Genomic DNA, 16,643 nt, shown 5'->3' on the forward strand with positions numbered 1-16,643 from the left:
GGCGGTTCCGGCAAACCAAGCAAGTGCTTGGTAGTGTGGGCGTATGACCGAGAGTTCGGCACCCGAGAAGTGCACGCCCGCGTCGGAGATGACCGACGACGAGTTCGCGGCGGAGTTCCGCACCTGGTTGAATGCCAACCTCGTCGGCGAGTTCGCCGAGATCAAGGGCGTCGGCGGCCCCGGTAGCGAACACGAGTTCTTCCCGCAACGCCTCGCCTGGGAGCGGCACATGGCGGCGGCGGGGTGGACCTGCGTCGGCTGGCCGGTCGAGCACGGCGGGCGCGGCGCGTCGTTGAGCCAGCAGGTGCGGTTCCACGAGGAGTACGCCAAGGCGGACGCCCCGGCGCGGGTGTCCCACCTCGGTGAGACGCTCCTCGGCCCGACCCTGATCGCCCACGGGACCCGGGAGCAGAAGGACCGCTTCCTGCCGCGGATCATCGACGTCACCGAACTGTGGGCTCAGGGGTACTCCGAGCCCGGCGCCGGGTCCGACCTGGCCAACGTCTCGACGACCGCCGAACTCGGGGATGACGGCAGGTGGCACCTCAACGGGCAGAAGGTGTGGACCTCGCTCGCGCACCTCAGTCAGTGGGTGTTCGTGGTGGCCCGCACGGAAGCGGGTACGAGTCGGCACAAGGGACTGAGCTTCCTCCTGGTCCCGCTCGACCAGCCGGGCGTGGAGATCCGCCCGATCCAGCAACTGACAGGGACCTCCGAGTTCAACGAGGTCTTCTTCGACGACGCGGTCACCGATGCCGGCATGATCGTCGGGGAGCGGGGCGACGGCTGGAAGGTGGCCATGACCCTGCTCGAGTTCGAGCGGGGGGTCTCCACCCTGGGCCAGCAGGTCGGCTTCGCCCGCGAACTCGACGAGATCGTCGCGATGGCCCGCGCCAACGGCAGCGCCGAGGTGCCCGCCGTGCGCGAGCGCATCACCCGCGCGTGGATCGGGCTCAAGGTGATCCGTGCCCACGCGCTGCGGACCCTCGCCGATCGCGACTCCTCCGGCGGCAACGCCTCCGCCGCGAAGCTGCTGTGGGCCAACTGGCACCGCGACCTCGGCGAGCTCGCGATGGAGGTGCAGGGGGCACAGTCCCTCACCGGTCCCACCCACACCTCCGAGGGTGCGCCGAACGACCTCCGCGACCCCGAGAATCTCGAGCTCGCGCTGTGGCAGCGGCTCTTCCTGTTCACCCGCTCCGACACCATCTACGGCGGATCGAACGAGATCCAGCGCAACATCATCTCCGAGCGCGTGCTCGGACTACCCCGAGAGGCAAGGCCGTCATGACCGAGCAGAAATCCCCCCTCGCCGTCGTCCCCGAGGAGACCCCCGGACACGGACTGCTCAAGGGCAAGAAGGTCGTGGTGACCGCGGCGGCTGGGACCGGGATCGGCTTCTCGGCGGCCCGACGCGCGGCGCTCGAGGGTGCCGACGTCCTGGTCTCCGACTTCCACGAACGCCGCATGAACGAGGCCCGCGACGCGCTCGCCGCCGAGTTCCCGGACCAGCAGATCGAGTCGCTGACCTGCAACGTCCAGTCGACCGCCGACGTCGACGCGCTGATCGCCGGTGCCGCGGAGAAGCTGGGCCGGATCGACGTGCTCATCAACAACGCCGGACTCGGCGGCGAGACCGAACTCGTCGACATGACCGACGAGGACTGGGACCGTGTCCTCGACATCACCCTGAACGGCACCTTCCGCGCGACGCGCGCGGCGCTGCGGTACTTCCGCGACGCGGAGCACAACGGCGTGATCGTCAACAACGCCTCGGTGCTGGGCTGGCGCGCGCAGCGGGCGCAGGCCCACTACGCCGCGGCCAAGGCCGGCGTCATGGCGCTGACCCGCTGCTCCGCCATCGAGGGTGCCGACTACGGGGTGCGGATCAACGCCATCGCCCCGTCGATCGCGCGCCACAAGTTCCTCGAGAAGTCCGCCTCAGCGGAACTGCTCGACGAGCTCGCCGCCAAGGAGGCCTTCGGGCGGGCCGCCGACGTGTGGGAGGTCGCCGCGGCCATCGCCATGCTCGCCAGCGACTACACCACGTACCTCACCGGGGAGGTCGTCTCCATCTCCTCGCAGCGCGCCTGACGGGCAGCGGCATCAGGCGGTCCGGACCTTCTCCGCCTGCGCTGCGAAGAGCTCGAGGGCGGTGTCCCGGGCCTCGTCGGAGATCGGCCCGTCGGTGCCGGACGCGGTGACGGAGATGCCGAGCCCGCGGACGACTCCCGTGATCATCACGTTCGAGGTCCGGATCGTCTGCCCCATCATGTCCATCGAGTTGTCCTGGACCACGGCCGCGAAGTCCTCGACCCCTTCCGGCGCATCGACGTCGAGCAGCGAGTTCGTCGCCTCGGTGACCATCTCCTCGCCCTGCAGCGGGAACGTCACCGTCATGACCGGGCAGTCCTCGATCTGCTTGGCCCGCGCGGGCAGCCCCTCGGTCGCCCGGGTCACGGCCACGGCGATCGAGGTGTCGCCGACCTGGCCGGCCTGGATCGCCATCGCGCCCGGCTCCGACTGCGCGCCCAACCCGTCCTGGCTGACGTCGGCGCACTGTTCCGGCTCGACCCGGACGTCGGAGGTGAACGCGCCGAGGGCATCCATCCCTCCGGCGATCTCATCCGCGGGGACGGGCTGCAGACCCACCTCCGGGGCGTCCTCCGCGGTGAGGACGAGCTGCTCGACCTCTGCCGCCGGCGGGGGCGATCCCGCGTCCCCGGGCTCCTCCGGTTCGGCGGACCCGGCCACCGCGGTGGTGGGGGAGGAGCCGCCCTCGCCGTCGTCGACCCCACCGATCGTGCAGGCGGAGAGGGCCAGGGCGAGGCCGAGCGACGCCGACGCCGCGAGGACCCTACGGCCGTGACGGCGGGACGGAGTGGTGATGGTGGAGCGCATGCCGGGCAGTCTAGGCACGCTCGCCCGATCCTCGGCTCATCTCCTTCGGGGTGGGCGCCGGGTGACAGAGGAACGGACACGCAACCTAGCAAGTGCTTGGTTGGTAGGGTGGGTGCATGACGACTACGACCAGGCGTGAGGAACTGCTGTCGATCGCGGCCGGGCTCTTCGCCGAACGCGGCCTGCGTGCGACCACCGTCCGCGACATCGCCGACGCCGCGGGCATCCTCTCGGGGAGCCTCTACCACCACTTCTCGTCCAAAGAGGCGATTGTCGACGAGATCCTCCGCGGATTCCTCGACGCACTCTTCGGCGAATACCGTCGGATCGTGGAGGCCGGCCTCGGCCCGCGGGAGACCCTGGAACAGCTGGTCCGCGCCTCGTTCGAGGCCATCCACCGCGACCGCGACGACGTCGCCATCTACCAGGACGAACTCAAGCACCTCCGCGGCAACCCGCGATTCGACTACCTCCGTGAGCGCAACACCGAGTTCCGCGAGATGTGGACCGACGTGCTCACCCGCGGGATGGAGTCCGGCGATTTCCGCGGTGACCTCGACGTGCGGCTCACCTACCGCTTCCTGCGCGACACGGTGTGGGTCGCCGTGCGGTGGTACCGGCCCGACGACGAGAACGATCACGCGGCCATCGCAGACCAATACCTCAACATCGTGCTCGACGGACTGGCCGTCGGCTGACCTTCCCACCACTTCCCGAGGAGACACATGACCAGCGTGACCGGCCGCGAGGCCTACGTTATCGACGCCGTCCGCACGCCCGTCGGCAAGCGCGGCGGCAGCCTGTCCGGACAGCATCCGGCCGACCTGGGCGCGCACGTCATCAAGGCGGTCGTCGAACGCACCGGTATCGACCCGGAGGTCGTCGACGACGTCATCTTCGGCTGCGTCGACACCATCGGCCCCCAGGCCGGCAACATCGCCCGCTCCGCGTGGCTCGCCGCCGGGATGCCCCTGGGCGTCCCGGGCACGACCGTCGACCGACAGTGCGGCTCCAGTCAGCAGGCCATCCACTTCGGCGCACAAGCCATCTGGTCCGGCACCCAGGACGTGATCCTGTTCGGCGGGGTGCAGAACATGAGCGCCCTGCCCATCTCGTCGGCCATGCTCGCCGGGCGCGAGTACGGATTCGACGACCCGTTCACCGGTTCCACCGGCTGGGTCGAGCGCTTCGGCTCCCAGGAGATCTCGCAGTTCAACGGCGCCCAGATGATGGCCGACAAGTGGGACATCTCCCGCCGGGAGATGGAGGAGTGGGCACTGCAGTCCCACGCCCGCGCGCGCGCCGCGATCGCCGAAGGGCGGTTCGCCGGCGAGTACGTGCCGATGGCCGGCCTCGAGGCCGATGAGACCACCCGCGAGACCACCCTCGAGAAGATGGCCTCGCTGCCCGTGCTGGCCGAGGGCGGCTCACTCACCGCCGCCGTCGCCTCGCAGATCTGTGACGGCGCCTCCGCAGGGCTGCTCGCCTCCGCCGAGGCCGTCGAGAAGTACGGACTGATGCCGCGCGCCCGCATCCACCACCTCACCGTCCGCGGTGACGACCCGGTGATGATGCTCTCCGCGCCCATCCCGGCGACCAAGCACGCGCTGGCCAAGACCGGCCTGACGATCAACGACATCGACGTGGTGGAGATCAACGAGGCCTTCGCCCCCGTCGTCCTGGCGTGGATCAAGGAGACCGGCGCGGACCCGGCGCGCGTCAACCCCAACGGCGGCGGCATCGCGCTGGGCCACCCGCTCGGCGCCACGGGGGCCAAGCTGTTCGCGACCCTGCTGAACGAGCTCGAGCGGACCGGCGGCCGCTACGGCCTGCAGACCATGTGTGAGGGCGGCGGCACCGCCAACGTCACGATCATCGAGCGCCTGGACGCCTGACGGCGACGACCCCCGAACGACAGGACGGGCCCCGCACCAGCCGGTGCGAGGCCCGTCTCTTGGCGCCGGTCGGCCCGGGCGCGGTGGGGGGGTCAGTTGGCGGCGTCGGTCTCGCCGAGCGCGGAGGACAGGACGGCCAGGTCGAGCTCGCCCTCCGCCTCGCCGCCGAGCGCGGATGAGAGGGTGTCGAGGCCGAGGCCGCCACCGGCCTCGCCGCCCTGGAGCATGGCGGAGCCGGTCTCGAGGAGACCCTCGGAGCTCAGGCCGCCGATCGCGTCGAGGGGGCTGCCGACCGTGATCACGGAGATGTCCGGGTCGGACATCGTCGTCAGGCACACCGTCACCAGGCCGTAGAGGCCGGACGGGACCTCGGAGGCGCTGACAGTGCCACTCGGGGATACTGCCGGCACCAGGCTGACGATCGGTGACGACCCGTTCTCGAGGACCTGCACCCCGTCGAGCGCGTCGAGGTTGGTGAGGAGACCGGAGAGGCCGCCGGTCGTGTCGAGGTTCTCGAGGATCTCCAGCCCGGCAGTGGGCGGGACGAGCGCCGCGCCGCAGGTGTCGCCGAGATCGCCCGATTCGAGTGCGAACTCGACGGAGACCGTGTTGCCGTCGACAGACGAGTCGGCGGTGGTCGCGGCCGCGACGCCGGCGCCGGCGACGGTCAGTGCGGTGGCCGCGCCGAGGGCGGCGGCGGTGCGGAGAGCAGTACGGGACATGAGGGGTTCCTCCGGAGGGGATGGGACGGGCCGAGCCCGTCTGTGATGTGAACTGCCTAAGGATAAGCCAAGAGTTCGCCACAGGTGGTGATTATCGAATACGGACGCCCCCACCTGTTGTGAACACAGGTGAGGGCGTCCGTCCGGTGGTGTCTCAGCCGAGTTCGCGGAGCGCGTCCAGCCGTTCGTGAGCCTGGGTCATGATCCGTTGGATCAGTTCGTCACAGCTCGGCAGGTCGTCGATCATGCCCACGACCTGTCCGGAGGCCAGGACTCCGGCGTCGGTGTTGCCCTCGACCAGCCCGGCCTTGAGCAGCATCGGGGTGTTGGCGGCCATGACGATCTGCTGCCACGTCCGGTCGGACGCCTTCCTCATGTTGAGGCCGTCCTTGGCGAGCTGCTGCCACTTCATCCCGGTCATGGACTTGAACTTATTGGCGTTCTGGACGGCGGCGGCCATGCCCTTGAGGGGGCTGCCCGATTCGAGGGCGTTGACCAGGCCGGTGCGCAGGACGCGGTGCGGCATGCCGTCGACACGGGTGGAGACAACGGTGTCCTGGAGCCCACGCTCGAGGTACTGCCTCTTCACCGCGTCGGGCACCTGCGAATCGCTGGTGAGCAGGAAGCGGGTGCCCATCGCGACGCCGGCGGCGCCGTAGGACAGTGCCGCGACCAGTCCGCGGCCGTCGAAGAAACCGCCGCCGGCGACCACGGGGATCGAGGTGTTGCCGGCGCCGCCGAGGGCGTCGATGACGCTGGGGAGGAGCAGGGTGGTGGCGACCTGGCCGGTATGTCCACCGCCCTCACCGCCCTGGACGATCACCGCGTCGGCACCCCAGGAGGCGACCTTGACGGCGTGCTTGGCGGCGCCGATGGAGGGGACGACGACGAGGCCGTTCTCCTTGAGTCTGGCGATCAACTCCGGCTTGGGCGCGAGGGCGAACGACGCGACCTTCACCCCGTGGCGGATCATCAGCTCGCACCGCTCGGCGGCGTCCTCGGCGTCGGCCCGGAGGTTGACGCCGAAGGGCTTGCTCGTGAGCTTCTTGGTCCGCACGATGGCGTCCTCGAGCTCGGCGTAGGTCATGGTGGCCGAGGCGATGATCCCCAGTCCGCCGGCGTTGGCCGTGGCCGCGGTCAGCTCGGGTCCGGAGACCCAGCCCATGCCCGTCTGGACGATCGGGTACTCGACACCGACGAGCTCGGTGAAGGCCGTGGACAGTGTCGGCGCGTTCATGCGGCTGGCACCTCACGGTCGCGGAACCCGCGCGGGTCCAGCACCTCGCGGATGATGCGCAGCTCCTCGTCCGAGGGGGCGCGGGTGACCGCGGCGTCGGCCAGGCCCTCGATCTCGAAGCCCGTGTTCTCCGCGACCTCATCAGCGGTGACGCCGGGGTGCAGGCTGACCGCACGCATGCTGCGGTCGGCGCCGCCGAAGTCGAACACGCCCAGGTTGGAGACCACCCGGTGGATGTGGTGGTACCGGAAGGCGGGGTCACCCTCGGTGTAGCGGTCGTAACCGACGCCGCAGACGACGTCGACCTTCGCCGTGAAGACCCGGGAGGAGTGCTTGCCCACCCAGTAGCTGGTGGCGTGGTTGATCGAGTTGCCGGGCGCCCCGCGCAGGCCGAACATCTGGCGGGTGGGCTTCTGCACGTCGTCACCGAACGCGGAGAGGTTCTGGTTGCCGAAGCGGTCGATCTGGTTGGCGCCCATCACCACGTGGCGGGTGCCGGCCTGCAGGACGTCGAACACGCGGGGGAACGGGATGTACCCCTCGAAGTCGATGGTCTTGCCCAGCGGCGGGGTCTGGCCGAGGAATCGGTACTCGCCGTCGGTGATGAGCAGGTCCGGCTCGGTGGTGAGCCGGGCCAGACGCGCGCCGATGGTGGCCATCGGGGTCATGGGGGACGCGAAGATCTCACCGGCGCCGGCGAAAATCTCCGCGCAGGCGACAGCGCAGTACTCGGCCCTGCTGATGGACTGAGTGGTGGCGGACTCGGTGGTGACGTCGGACATCACTTGGCTCCCTTCTGGGCGGCCTTCTCGGCAGCGACCTTCTCCGCGAACGCGGTGACGGCCTTCTGGTAGTCCTCCTCGGACCCGGACAGGAACTCGTCGACGAACGCCTGCCACGACGTCTCATCCTTCGCTGACGTGGCGTAGTGCTTCTGGAACGCCTCGTCGCGGCCGTAGCCACCCGCGAACGTGAAGTGGGCGCCGTTCGGGGCCTCGGAGACGGTGTCGACGAACATGCGGCTGAGCAGCATGCGCTGCGGGCCGACCTCGTTCATCAGAGCGTCCGCGGAATCGACGATCTCGTCGGTCTCGAGCAGGACGGTGTCCGCGGCCATGGCGTAGAGATCGTCGAAGTACCCGTCGGCGCCGGTGAAGGCGGCGTTGCCGTGCTTGTCCGCCTTGTCCAGGTGGATCAGCGCGGCATCCATGCGCAGGGCGGGCATCGCGACCAGGGTCTCGGTCTTGCCGTCGACCTGGTACGGCGAGTCGACGGTCTTGAGCTCGTCGCCCCAGAACCGGAAAACGTCCGAGCCGAGGCCGGCGCGGGTCGGCAGGAACGGCAGGCGCTGCGCGGCGGCGGTGAGGCCCGCGCGCACCATGCCCTCGTCCATCTCGCGGGAGATGATCGACCCCTCGGTGCGGCGCGTGGCGAACCATGGGTCGTAGAACGGGGCCGAGTCCAGGGTGACGAAGCCGTAGTAGGCCTTGGAGACCTTGCCGGCCGAGCACAGCAGGCCGAGGTCCGGGCCGCCGTAGGTGATGACGGTGAGGTCGGTGAGGTCCTCGCGGCGGAGGATCGCGCGTACCAGGGCCATCGGCTTGCGTCGGGAACCCCAGCCGCCTATGCCGATCGTCATGCCGCTGGAGAGGCGTGAGACGGCCTCGTCCAGGCTGGAGCGCTTGTCGCGCGGGGTGGGGGTGCTGCTCACTTGTTCTCGCCCGTCCTCTCGGATCGCTTGTCTCGTTTGTCCAAGTTCTGGCCCGTCTTGACGAACTCGTCGCGGTGCTCGTCGGCCACGCCGGCGAGGTTGAGTTCGAACGTGAAACCCTGCTCCATGCGATACGAGGACTTCACGTCGACCGGGTCGATGTGGTTGATGGCTTCCTTGGCCGCCCGGATGACCCGCGTGTCCTTGGCCGCGATGGTCTCCGCGAGGTCGCGTGCCGCGGCGTCCAGCTGGTCGCGCGGCACGACGTCGTAGACCGTCCCCCACGAGTGCAGCTGCTGCGCGGTGACGTTGCGGGAGGTGTAGTACAGGGTGCGCAGCATGTGCGGGGGGACCATGCGCGACAGGTGGGTGGCGGCACCGAGCGCTCCGCGGTCCACCTCCGGCAGGCCGAACACGGCGTCGTCGGAGGCGACGATGCAGTCCGCGTTGCCGACCAGACCGATCCCGCCGCCGACGCAGAAGCCGTTGACTGCGGCGATCACGGGGACCGCGCACTCGTAGACGGCGTTGAAGGCCACGTAGCAGCCACGGTTGGCGGCGAGCAGGTGGTCGAAGCCCTCGAAGTCCTGCATCTCCTTGATGTCCACGCCGGCGTTGAACCCGCGGCCCTCGGCCCGGAGGATCACGACGTGGACGTCGGGGTCGCGGCCCGCGGCGAGGATCTGCTCGCCGAGTTCGAACCATCCCGCTGACGGGATGGCGTTGACAGGGGGGTAGTCGACCGTGACGGTGGCTATCCCGTCCGCACCCTTGTCGACGTTGATGCCCATGGAGCTCCTTCCGACGCCACCGCCGTCGGGGACGGCACAGTGACTAACCAAACGCTTGCTTGGTAGACTAGCACGCATGACGAACATCGATCTGGGTCTGGCGGGGAAGGTCGTCCTCGTCACGGGGGGCGTACGCGGCGTGGGCGCCGGCATCAGCACGGTCTTCCGGGAGGCCGGCGCGGTGGTCGTCACCTGCGCGCGTCGGCCCGCCGATGAAGGTTCCGACGTGGCCGACCTGGAGTTCCACTCGGTCGATCTCCGCGACGCCGAGGCGGTGCGCGCGATGATCGACGGCATCGTCGCCGACCACGGACGGCTCGAGGTGGTGGTGAACAACGCCGGGGGCGCACCGTTCGCCCTGGCGGCGGAGGCCAGCGCCAACTTCCACGCCAAGATCGTCGCCCTCAACCTGCTGTCGGCCTTGACCGTGGCGCAAGAGGCCAACCGGGTCATGCAGCCGACCGGTGGGGCGATCATCAACATCTCGTCCGTCTCGGGCCACCGGCCATCACCGGGCACCGCGTCGTACGGGGCGGCCAAGGCCGGCGTCGACTCGCTCACGCAGTCACTCGCGGTGGAGTGGGCGCCCGCGGTCCGGATCAACTCCGTGGTGGTGGGCCCGGTCAAAACCGAACTGGCCGAGATGCACTACGGGGACTCCGACGGCGTGGCGGCCGTCGACGCGACGATCCCGATGGGCCGGATGGCGGACCCGCGGGACGTCGGCCAGGCCGCGGCATTCCTGGCCTCGCCTCTGGCCGCGTACATCACCGGGGCCGAGTTGCTGGTCCACGGCGGCGGCGAGAAGCCCGCGTTCCTCTCGGCGTCCACCGCCGACAACAAGCACTGACCACCCACGAACAAGGAGAACAACCATGGGAATCTGCGACGGACGCGTCGTCATCGTCACCGGCGCCGGCCGCGGGATCGGCCGCGAGCACGCGCTGGCCTTCGCCGCCGAGGGCGCCAAGGTCGTGGTCAACGACCTCGGGGCGGGCCTGGACGGCTCGAACGTCGGGGAGTCCCCGGCCGAGCAGGTTGTCGCGGAGATCAAGGCCGCCGGCGGCGACGCCGTGGTCAACGGGAACGACATCTCCTCGTGGGAGGGGGCCCGCGAGCTCGTCCAGCAGGCCATCGACACCTTCGGAGGGCTCGACGTCCTGGTGAACAATGCCGGCTTCCTGCGCGACAAGATGCTCGTCGGCATGGGGGAGCAGGACTGGGACAACGTGATCAACGTCCACCTCAAGGGCCACTTCGCGCCGCTTCGGCACGCCGCCGAGTACTGGCGCGCCGAGTCCAAGGCCGGTCGCCCGCGCCAGGCCCGGGTCATCAACACCTCGTCCGGCGCCGGACTGTTCGGATCGGTAGGACAGGGCAACTACGCCACGGCCAAGGCCGGCATCGCGCTGCTGACCATCCAGACCGCCGCCGAGATGAAGGGCTACGGGGTCACCGCCAACGCCATCGCTCCGGCCGCGCGGACCCGCATGACCACCTCCGCGGGGGAGGGAATGGCCTCGCAGATGGCCGCGCCCGAGGACGGGTCCTTCGACGCAATGGACCCCGCCAACATCTCGCCGCTGGTCGTGTGGCTGGGCTCCGAGGAGTCGGCGCAGGTGACCGGTCGGGTGTTCGAGGTCGAGGGCGGCAAGGTCACCGTCTGCGACGGGTGGCAGCGTGCCGCGTCCGAGGACAAGGGTGCGAAGTGGGATCCCGCGGAGCTCGGCGCTGTTGTTCCGCGGTTGCTGGCGGAGTCTCCCGCGCCGGTGCCGGTGTACGGCGCCCGCTGACGCCAGTCGCAGGGGACCGGGCACGAGAGAGCCCCGCACCGTCACGGTGCGGGGCTCTCTCGTCTGTCTACGGGCCTCTGTCTACGGCCTCGTTGAGGGGCTGACGCGACTCAGCTGCCGGGAGTGCAGCGCTGGGCGTCCGCGGATCCGAGTGCTCCCAGCTGGTCTACCTGCGCCGACGGCAGGTCGCAGAGGGTCGGCAGCGGCGGGAGGGCGACGCCCCCGGTCGCGGTGGCGGTGGCGATGGCGGCGCCGCCGCCGGCGACCGTTGTCACCGCGAGCACGGGCAGGAGGCTGCCGCCCGCCTCCATGGAGGCGGCGGTACCCATCGTGGAACCGAGGTTGGTGGAGGTGGTTCCCTGCGTGGAGCCGTTGGCCAGTGATCCCGTGAACGCGGTGAGCGACCCGTTGACCGTGGTCAGCTCCTCGACCGAACCGAGGAGCACGTCGGCGCCACCGCCGGCCGAGCCGTTGATGGTGTCCGAGCTCTGCCCGGTCGATCCGCCATTGCCCGAGATCGAGCCGGAGATGTCGGACATCGAACCCGCGAGCGCCGGCAGGACGCCGCCCTCGGCGATGGAGCCGATGATCGGCGACAGTGCACCGCCGTCGGTGATCGACCCGCCCACCGGTTCGGTGATCTCGTTGGCGGAGCCGTTGGTCAGCGAGCCCTGCAGTCCCTTACCGACGAGCACGGCGGAGCCGCCGATGCCCTCGGTCGACCCGTCCGGGAACTCGGCCGACAGGGCCGGCAGCTCGGCGGAGCCACCCAGCAGGTTGAGCTCGGTGGACAGCGGCTCCATGCCGACGGAGGTGATCAGCGGGGTCATGCCGGTCGACCCGGTCAGCGGAGCGAGATCCGACGACCCGCCGAGCAGGTCGGTGGACAGCGGCGCCATGTCGTCGGAGCCCGTGGCGATGAGCTCGGTCGAGAGCGGCTGCATTCCGTCCGAGCCCGTGTTGATGAGGTCGACGGACAGGACCAGCGGCGTGGTGGCCGTGGAGCCGCCGGTGAGATCCACCGACAGGGCGAGCGGGGTCTCAGCGGTCGAACCGGTGGTGATGAGGTCCGCAGACAGGGGGTGTTGGCCGTCGAGCCACCGATGAGCTCGGTGGACAGCGGCTGCATCCCGTCCGAGCCCGTGGCGAACAGATCCGTGGACAGCGGCCCGAGGTTGTCCGAGCCCACGTCGCCGATGACGTCGGTGGACAGGGTGAGGGTGCTGAGCGAACCCTCCAGGCCCGGCAGCTGAGCGGACCCGGCGAGCGGCGCCGTGCTGAGCGCGGGCAGGTCCGAGGACCCGCCGAGCGGGTCGGTGCTGAGCGTGGGTTCCGAGGAGGTGAAAGCCTGAGAGCCGGCGAGCGGCTCCAGATCCGACGAGCCGGGGATGGCGCCCTCGGTGAGGTCCGAGGATCCGGCCAGTGGGTTCAAGCCCGCGGAGTCCGTGGGAAGGCCGGCCGAGTCGGTGGGGAGCCCGCCCCCCGCGGAGCCGGACTGGAGGAGCTCGCCGAGCACGCTGGTGACGCTGGCGGAGTCGATGATCTGTGCGTTGGCGACGCCGTTCGTGCCGGCCGCGGCCAGCGCCACGGATGCCGCGACCGCGGCAACCTTGGTGGACTTGTTCATAAAAGTGCCTTCCCCTGAGAGCTGCCCGCCGACGAGATGGCGAGACGACGTTCGCGCAGGTCCCACGCGATTCCAAAAGTTAGAGTCCCTTAAGCCTCAGTGCAAGCCAAGGTTTTACCCAGGAAGCGATAAAGATGTGCTTCCTGTTATCTAAAGGTACCGGTGAGGCGGTTCGGAAGCGCACAAAGCATGGGAGCGTCCTTAACTTCCCGGTCCGCGACGGCAGGCAGGGGGGAGACGACCACGGCAAAGCGGCCGGGCCTCTCGAGGGGAGGCCCGGCTGCTGGTGGGGACTGAACGCTCAGTGGACGGGTTCGCAGATGATGACCGGGATGACCCGGCTCGTGTTGGCCTGGTAGTCGGCGAAGTCCGCGTAACGCTCGACGAGCCTCGGCCAGAGCTCGGCCCGCTCGGCCGATGTGGCCTCTCTCGCCGTCATCGCCCGGCTACGGCGACCCACCTGGACGGTGACGGCCGGGTCGGCGAGAACATTGAGGTACCACTGAGGGTGCTTGGGCAGCCCGCCCTGGGAGGCGACGAGCAATACCCGGTCGCCGTCGGGGAAGTGCAGCAGTGGGACGGTCCGGGGCTCGCCGGATTTGCGGCCCGTGGTCGTGAGCAGGCACACGGGGACCGGCGCGCGGAGCGCCGACCCCACCCGCCACGACCCACCGAGCCGTCCACCGGAGACCCGGTAGGCCCACGTGTTGACCCGCGACATCACCTTGATGACGCCGACGACCCACGGCGCGCCACGCCGCGGGTCGTCGACCCCTGTCTCGGGGCGGGAGTGGTGCTCGGTCACTTGTTCGCGGACAGGGGAGCGCGGACGATCACGTGCTTGCCGGGGAAGAACGCCGCCAGTTCGCGGCGGCTCTCCTTGAGCGACCGGAGGCCGAAGCCCTTCTTGCGCTCTTCGGGCCGGATCCAGATGGCCACGTCGACGTCGCCGTCGTTGATCTGCTCGCCGAAGACGAGGCCGACAAGGGCGTCGCGTTCGGTGTCGACGGCGACGAACCACATAGCGGATTCAGCCTCGATGCGGTCCAGGCCGTCCCGGAGCTCCTGCTCGGTCTTCTCACGGTCCCAGGCGCCTCCGGTCGCGGACGTGGAGTCCGACGAGCGAGAGTGATAGAGCGCGGTGTGGTCCTCGGACTCGGTGAACGGGCGGAGCGCGAAACCCCGCCCGGCCTCCCCGTCGGGCGCGCCGGTCGCGGAACCGGTGAACGCCTCGAGGGGGGCCTTGAGTACCTGTCGCGCCTCGTCGGCGGACACGGACAGCAGGCTCGCGACCGCCCCCACCGCGTCCTCGGGGCCGTCGGCCGACGACACCGCGGCGAAGATCTCCCGCCGCCGGCTCGTCGCCATCTGGATGACGTCGCTCATGTCAGATCCTCTCAATGATGCTCGCCGACGCCTGGGCGCCTCCCGCGCACATCGTGATGAGCGCGCGCTCGCCGTCCGTGCGCTCGAGCTCGTGTAGGGCGGTGGTGATGAGCCGCGACCCGGTGCTGCCGACGGGGTGGCCGATCGCGATGGCCCCTCCGTTGACGTTGACCTTGTCCATGTCGGGCCCGTGCACCTGCGCCCAGCTTAGGAGCACGGAGGCGAACGCCTCGTTGCATTCGAAGAGATCGAAGTCGGAGATCGACATGCCCGAGCGGTCGAGGACGCGCTGCGTGGCCTGGACCGGGCCATCGAGGTGGTACTCGGGCTCGCCGCCGACCAGTGCCTGGTGGACGATGCGCGCGCGGGGATTGAGGCCGTGCGCCTTGGCGACGTCCTCATCCATGAGCAGGACCGCTGCCGAGCCGTCGGACATCTGGCTCGAGGTGCCGGCGGTGTGCAGGCCGCCCTCGAGGACCGGAGTGAGGCCGGCGAGCCCCTCGGCGGTGGTCTCCCGCAGGCCCTGATCGCGGGTGACGGTCACCGTCTCGCCGGTGTAGGTGCCGTCCTTGAGGCGCTCGGGGGTGTCGACCGCGAAGGTCTCCCTGTCGAACCGACCTTCGTCCCACGCGCGCTGCGCATTGGCCTGCGACCGGACGCCCAGCTCCTCGAGGTCGGCGCGGCTCAGGCCGCGACGCTTGGCGATCCGGTCGGCGGCCGTGAACTGGTCCGGCAGATCCACCGTCCAGTCGTCGGGGCGGGGCATGCCGTTCTCGCCGTTGCCGACGGCCGCGCGGAGCGCGATCCAGCTCATCGACTCGACGCCGCAGGCGATGCCGACGTCCATGGCACCCGCGTGGATGAGGTTGGCGATGAAGTGGGTGGCCTGCTGCGCGGACGAGCACTGGCAGTCGATGGTCGTGCACGCGGTCTGCCAGGGCAGGCCGGAGGCGAGCCAGGCGCCGCGGGTGACGTTGTTGCCCTGTGCGCCGGCCTGGGTCACGCAGCCGCCGACGACCTGCTCGACCAGGGTGGCGTCGATGCCTGCGCGGCGGATGACCTCCTTCTGGGAGGCGCCCAGCAGGTGCGCGGGGTGGAGGCCCGACAGCGCGCCGCGTGCCTTGCCGATCGGGGTGCGCACGGCCTCGACGATGACGGGATTTCCCATGGTTTTCCTTCCGGGAATCCGGCCGGAGGTAGGCCTGGCCGGAGCTGAACGTGTTCTAGTATGGTGTATGGAACGTGTTCTAGATTACAGCCCGGGCGAGGGGTTCGCAGTATCCGGGTTGTGGGAGTGAACACCTGACGCAAACCGACGCGGCCAAGGAGTGCCAGTGCAGCCAGTCACCATTCCCGAGGGGTTCGACTTCACCGACCCGGAGCTCTACCAGAGGCGACTTCCGCATCCGGAGTGGATGCACCTGCGGCAGACCGAGCCGATCTGGTGGTGCGCCAACGAGCCGGGTGCGGACGGGTACGACGACGAGGGCTACTGGGTCGTCACCAAGCACGCGGACGTGAAGGAGATCTCCCGGCGCACAAACGAGGTCTTCTCCACCTGGGAGAACACCGCCATCCCGCGCTTCGCGCCCGGGACCGAGCGCGAGATCGTCGAGATGACGCGTTTCCTGTTCATCAACCAGGACGGCGACGAGCACAAGAAGTACCGCCGCATCATCTCCAAGGGGTTCACCCCGCGGAACATCGAGAAGATGCGTGAGAACCTCGCCGAGAAGGCGCGGAGCATCGTGGAGACCGCCGCGGCCAAGGGCGGGGGAGACTTCATCACCGAGGTGGCCTCCGAGCTACCGCTGCAGGCCATCGCCGAGCTCATCGGTATCCCGCAGGAGGACCGCCACCAGATCTTCGAGTGGTCCAACAAGATGACCAGCTACGACATCCCGGAACTGGCGGACGAGTCCAACGCCGCCAACGCCGAGATCCTCGGCTACGCCATGGAGTTGGCCGCCAAGCGCGAGGTCGACCCGCGGGACGACCTGGTGACCAAGCTGGTCCAGGCCGACGTCGACGGCGAGAAGCTCTCCGCGGACGAGTTCGGCTGGTTCGTGGTGCTGCTCGCGGTGGCCGGCAACGAGACCACCCGTAACGCCACGACCCACGGCATGATCGCGTTCCTGGAGAACCCGGACCAGTGGGAGCTGTTCAAGGCCGAGCGCCCGGAGACCACCTACGACGAGATCCTCCGCTGGGCCTCGCCGATCTCCTCGTTCCAGCGCACCGCCACGGAGGATGTCGAGATCGGCGGCGTGACCATGAAGAAGGGCGACCGCGCCGCGATCATGTACGGCTCGGCGAACTTCGACGAGGACGTCTTCGAGGACCCGTTCAGCTTCAACATCCTGCGCGACCCGAACCCGCACCTGACGTTCGGCGGTAACGGCCCGCACTACTGCATCGGCGCCAACCTGGCGAAGCTGCAGATCGAGCTGATCTTCAACGCGATCGCGGACCACATGCCCGACATCACCTCGATGGGCGACGCGACCCGCCTGCGCTCGGGCTGGCTCAACGCCATCCAGGACTGGAAGGTCGACTTCAAGTGCCCGGTCATGCACTGAG

The 16,643-nt window shown here is 69.6% G+C and carries 17 protein-coding genes; 7 read left to right on the forward strand and 10 right to left on the reverse strand.

All coding sequences use genetic code 11. The annotated features are described in order from the left end of the window. Nucleotides 1-43: 43 nt before the first annotated feature. Nucleotides 44-1,291: an acyl-CoA dehydrogenase family protein gene (locus KHA85_RS02465; RefSeq protein WP_213184679.1), complete on the forward strand. Its 1,248-nt coding sequence runs from the start codon at nt 44-46 to the stop codon at nt 1,289-1,291. Further along, nucleotides 1,288-2,094: an SDR family oxidoreductase gene (locus KHA85_RS02470; protein ID WP_213184680.1), complete on the forward strand. Its 807-nt coding sequence runs from the start codon at nt 1,288-1,290 to the stop codon at nt 2,092-2,094. Before KHA85_RS02465 ends, KHA85_RS02470 begins: the two co-directional genes overlap by 4 nt. Before the next feature lie 12 nt (nt 2,095-2,106). Here the strand turns inward: KHA85_RS02470 and KHA85_RS02475 are convergent, their stop codons facing one another. Further along, complete coding sequence (locus tag KHA85_RS02475) at nt 2,107-2,901, reverse strand: hypothetical protein (protein WP_213184681.1); 795 nt, start codon at nt 2,899-2,901, stop codon at nt 2,107-2,109. Between the two features lie 116 nt (nt 2,902-3,017). Between KHA85_RS02475 and KHA85_RS02480 the strand changes: the two genes are divergently transcribed. Both KHA85_RS02480 and KHA85_RS02485 read left to right on the forward strand, forming a co-directional pair. Beyond that, nucleotides 3,018-3,599, forward strand: coding sequence for a TetR/AcrR family transcriptional regulator (locus tag KHA85_RS02480; protein WP_213184682.1), 582 nt, complete (start codon nt 3,018-3,020; stop codon nt 3,597-3,599). A gap of 27 nt (nt 3,600-3,626) precedes the next feature. Further along, a complete protein-coding gene (locus KHA85_RS02485; RefSeq protein ID WP_213184683.1) occupies nt 3,627-4,796 on the forward strand; it encodes an acetyl-CoA C-acetyltransferase in 1,170 nt (389 codons plus the stop codon). A gap of 92 nt (nt 4,797-4,888) precedes the next feature. On the opposite strand, the gene KHA85_RS02490 is transcribed toward KHA85_RS02485, so the two are convergent. The 5 genes from KHA85_RS02490 to KHA85_RS02510 all read right to left on the reverse strand — a co-directional run bounded on the left by KHA85_RS02490 (nt 4,889) and on the right by KHA85_RS02510 (nt 9,257). Then, complete coding sequence (locus KHA85_RS02490) at nt 4,889-5,518, reverse strand: hypothetical protein (protein ID WP_213184684.1); 630 nt, start codon at nt 5,516-5,518, stop codon at nt 4,889-4,891. Between the two features lie 154 nt (nt 5,519-5,672). Further along, the gene (locus tag KHA85_RS02495) at nt 5,673-6,755 is read right to left on the reverse strand and encodes an NAD(P)H-dependent flavin oxidoreductase (protein ID WP_213184685.1); all 1,083 of its coding nucleotides are present in this window, start codon (nt 6,753-6,755) and stop codon (nt 5,673-5,675) included. After that, nucleotides 6,752-7,537 carry a CoA-transferase subunit beta gene (locus KHA85_RS02500; protein ID WP_154828927.1) on the reverse strand — a complete coding sequence of 262 codons (786 nt, stop codon included), beginning with the start codon at nt 7,535-7,537 and terminating at the stop codon, nt 6,752-6,754. The genes KHA85_RS02495 and KHA85_RS02500 overlap by 4 nt, the downstream gene beginning before the upstream one ends. Continuing rightward, on the reverse strand, nt 7,537-8,394 hold the full coding sequence (locus KHA85_RS02505; RefSeq protein ID WP_236885071.1) for a CoA transferase subunit A: 858 nt from the start codon (nt 8,392-8,394) through the stop codon (nt 7,537-7,539). Before KHA85_RS02505 ends, KHA85_RS02500 begins: the two co-directional genes overlap by 1 nt. Nucleotides 8,395-8,462: 68 nt before the next feature. Continuing rightward, nucleotides 8,463-9,257 carry an enoyl-CoA hydratase family protein gene (locus KHA85_RS02510; protein ID WP_213184687.1) on the reverse strand — a complete coding sequence of 265 codons (795 nt, stop codon included), beginning with the start codon at nt 9,255-9,257 and terminating at the stop codon, nt 8,463-8,465. Between the two features lie 76 nt (nt 9,258-9,333). On the opposite strand from KHA85_RS02510, the gene KHA85_RS02515 reads away from it, so the two are divergent. After that, entirely contained in the window at nt 9,334-10,107 is a 774-nt protein-coding gene (locus KHA85_RS02515) for an SDR family oxidoreductase (RefSeq protein ID WP_213184688.1), read from the forward strand. A 25-nt stretch (nt 10,108-10,132) separates the two neighbouring features. After that, entirely contained in the window at nt 10,133-11,050 is a 918-nt protein-coding gene (locus tag KHA85_RS02520; RefSeq protein WP_213184689.1) for an SDR family oxidoreductase, read from the forward strand. Between the two features lie 110 nt (nt 11,051-11,160). On the opposite strand, the gene KHA85_RS02525 is transcribed toward KHA85_RS02520, so the two are convergent. From KHA85_RS02525 to KHA85_RS02540, 4 genes are all read right to left on the reverse strand, one after another. Next, complete coding sequence (locus KHA85_RS02525; RefSeq protein WP_213184690.1) at nt 11,161-12,072, reverse strand: hypothetical protein; 912 nt, start codon at nt 12,070-12,072, stop codon at nt 11,161-11,163. Nucleotides 12,073-12,978: 906 nt separating this feature from the next. Further along, nucleotides 12,979-13,398: a nitroreductase family deazaflavin-dependent oxidoreductase gene (locus tag KHA85_RS02530; protein ID WP_213184723.1), complete on the reverse strand. Its 420-nt coding sequence runs from the start codon at nt 13,396-13,398 to the stop codon at nt 12,979-12,981. An 80-nt stretch (nt 13,399-13,478) separates the two neighbouring features. Next, a complete protein-coding gene (locus KHA85_RS02535; RefSeq protein WP_213184691.1) occupies nt 13,479-14,063 on the reverse strand; it encodes a GNAT family N-acetyltransferase in 585 nt (194 codons plus the stop codon). 1 nt (nt 14,064) lies between these two features. After that, nucleotides 14,065-15,231, reverse strand: coding sequence for a steroid 3-ketoacyl-CoA thiolase (locus KHA85_RS02540; RefSeq protein WP_213184692.1), 1,167 nt, complete (start codon nt 15,229-15,231; stop codon nt 14,065-14,067). 166 nt (nt 15,232-15,397) lie between these two features. Here KHA85_RS02540 and KHA85_RS02545 point away from each other — a divergent pair, with 166 nt between their 5' ends. Continuing rightward, on the forward strand, nt 15,398-16,642 hold the full coding sequence (locus KHA85_RS02545; RefSeq protein ID WP_106385647.1) for a cytochrome P450: 1,245 nt from the start codon (nt 15,398-15,400) through the stop codon (nt 16,640-16,642). Nucleotide 16,643: the final 1 nt, after the last annotated feature.

It is taken from the genome of Dietzia massiliensis (assembly GCF_018390595.1).
Taxonomy (GTDB): Bacteria; Actinomycetota; Actinomycetes; order Mycobacteriales; family Mycobacteriaceae; genus Dietzia; species Dietzia massiliensis.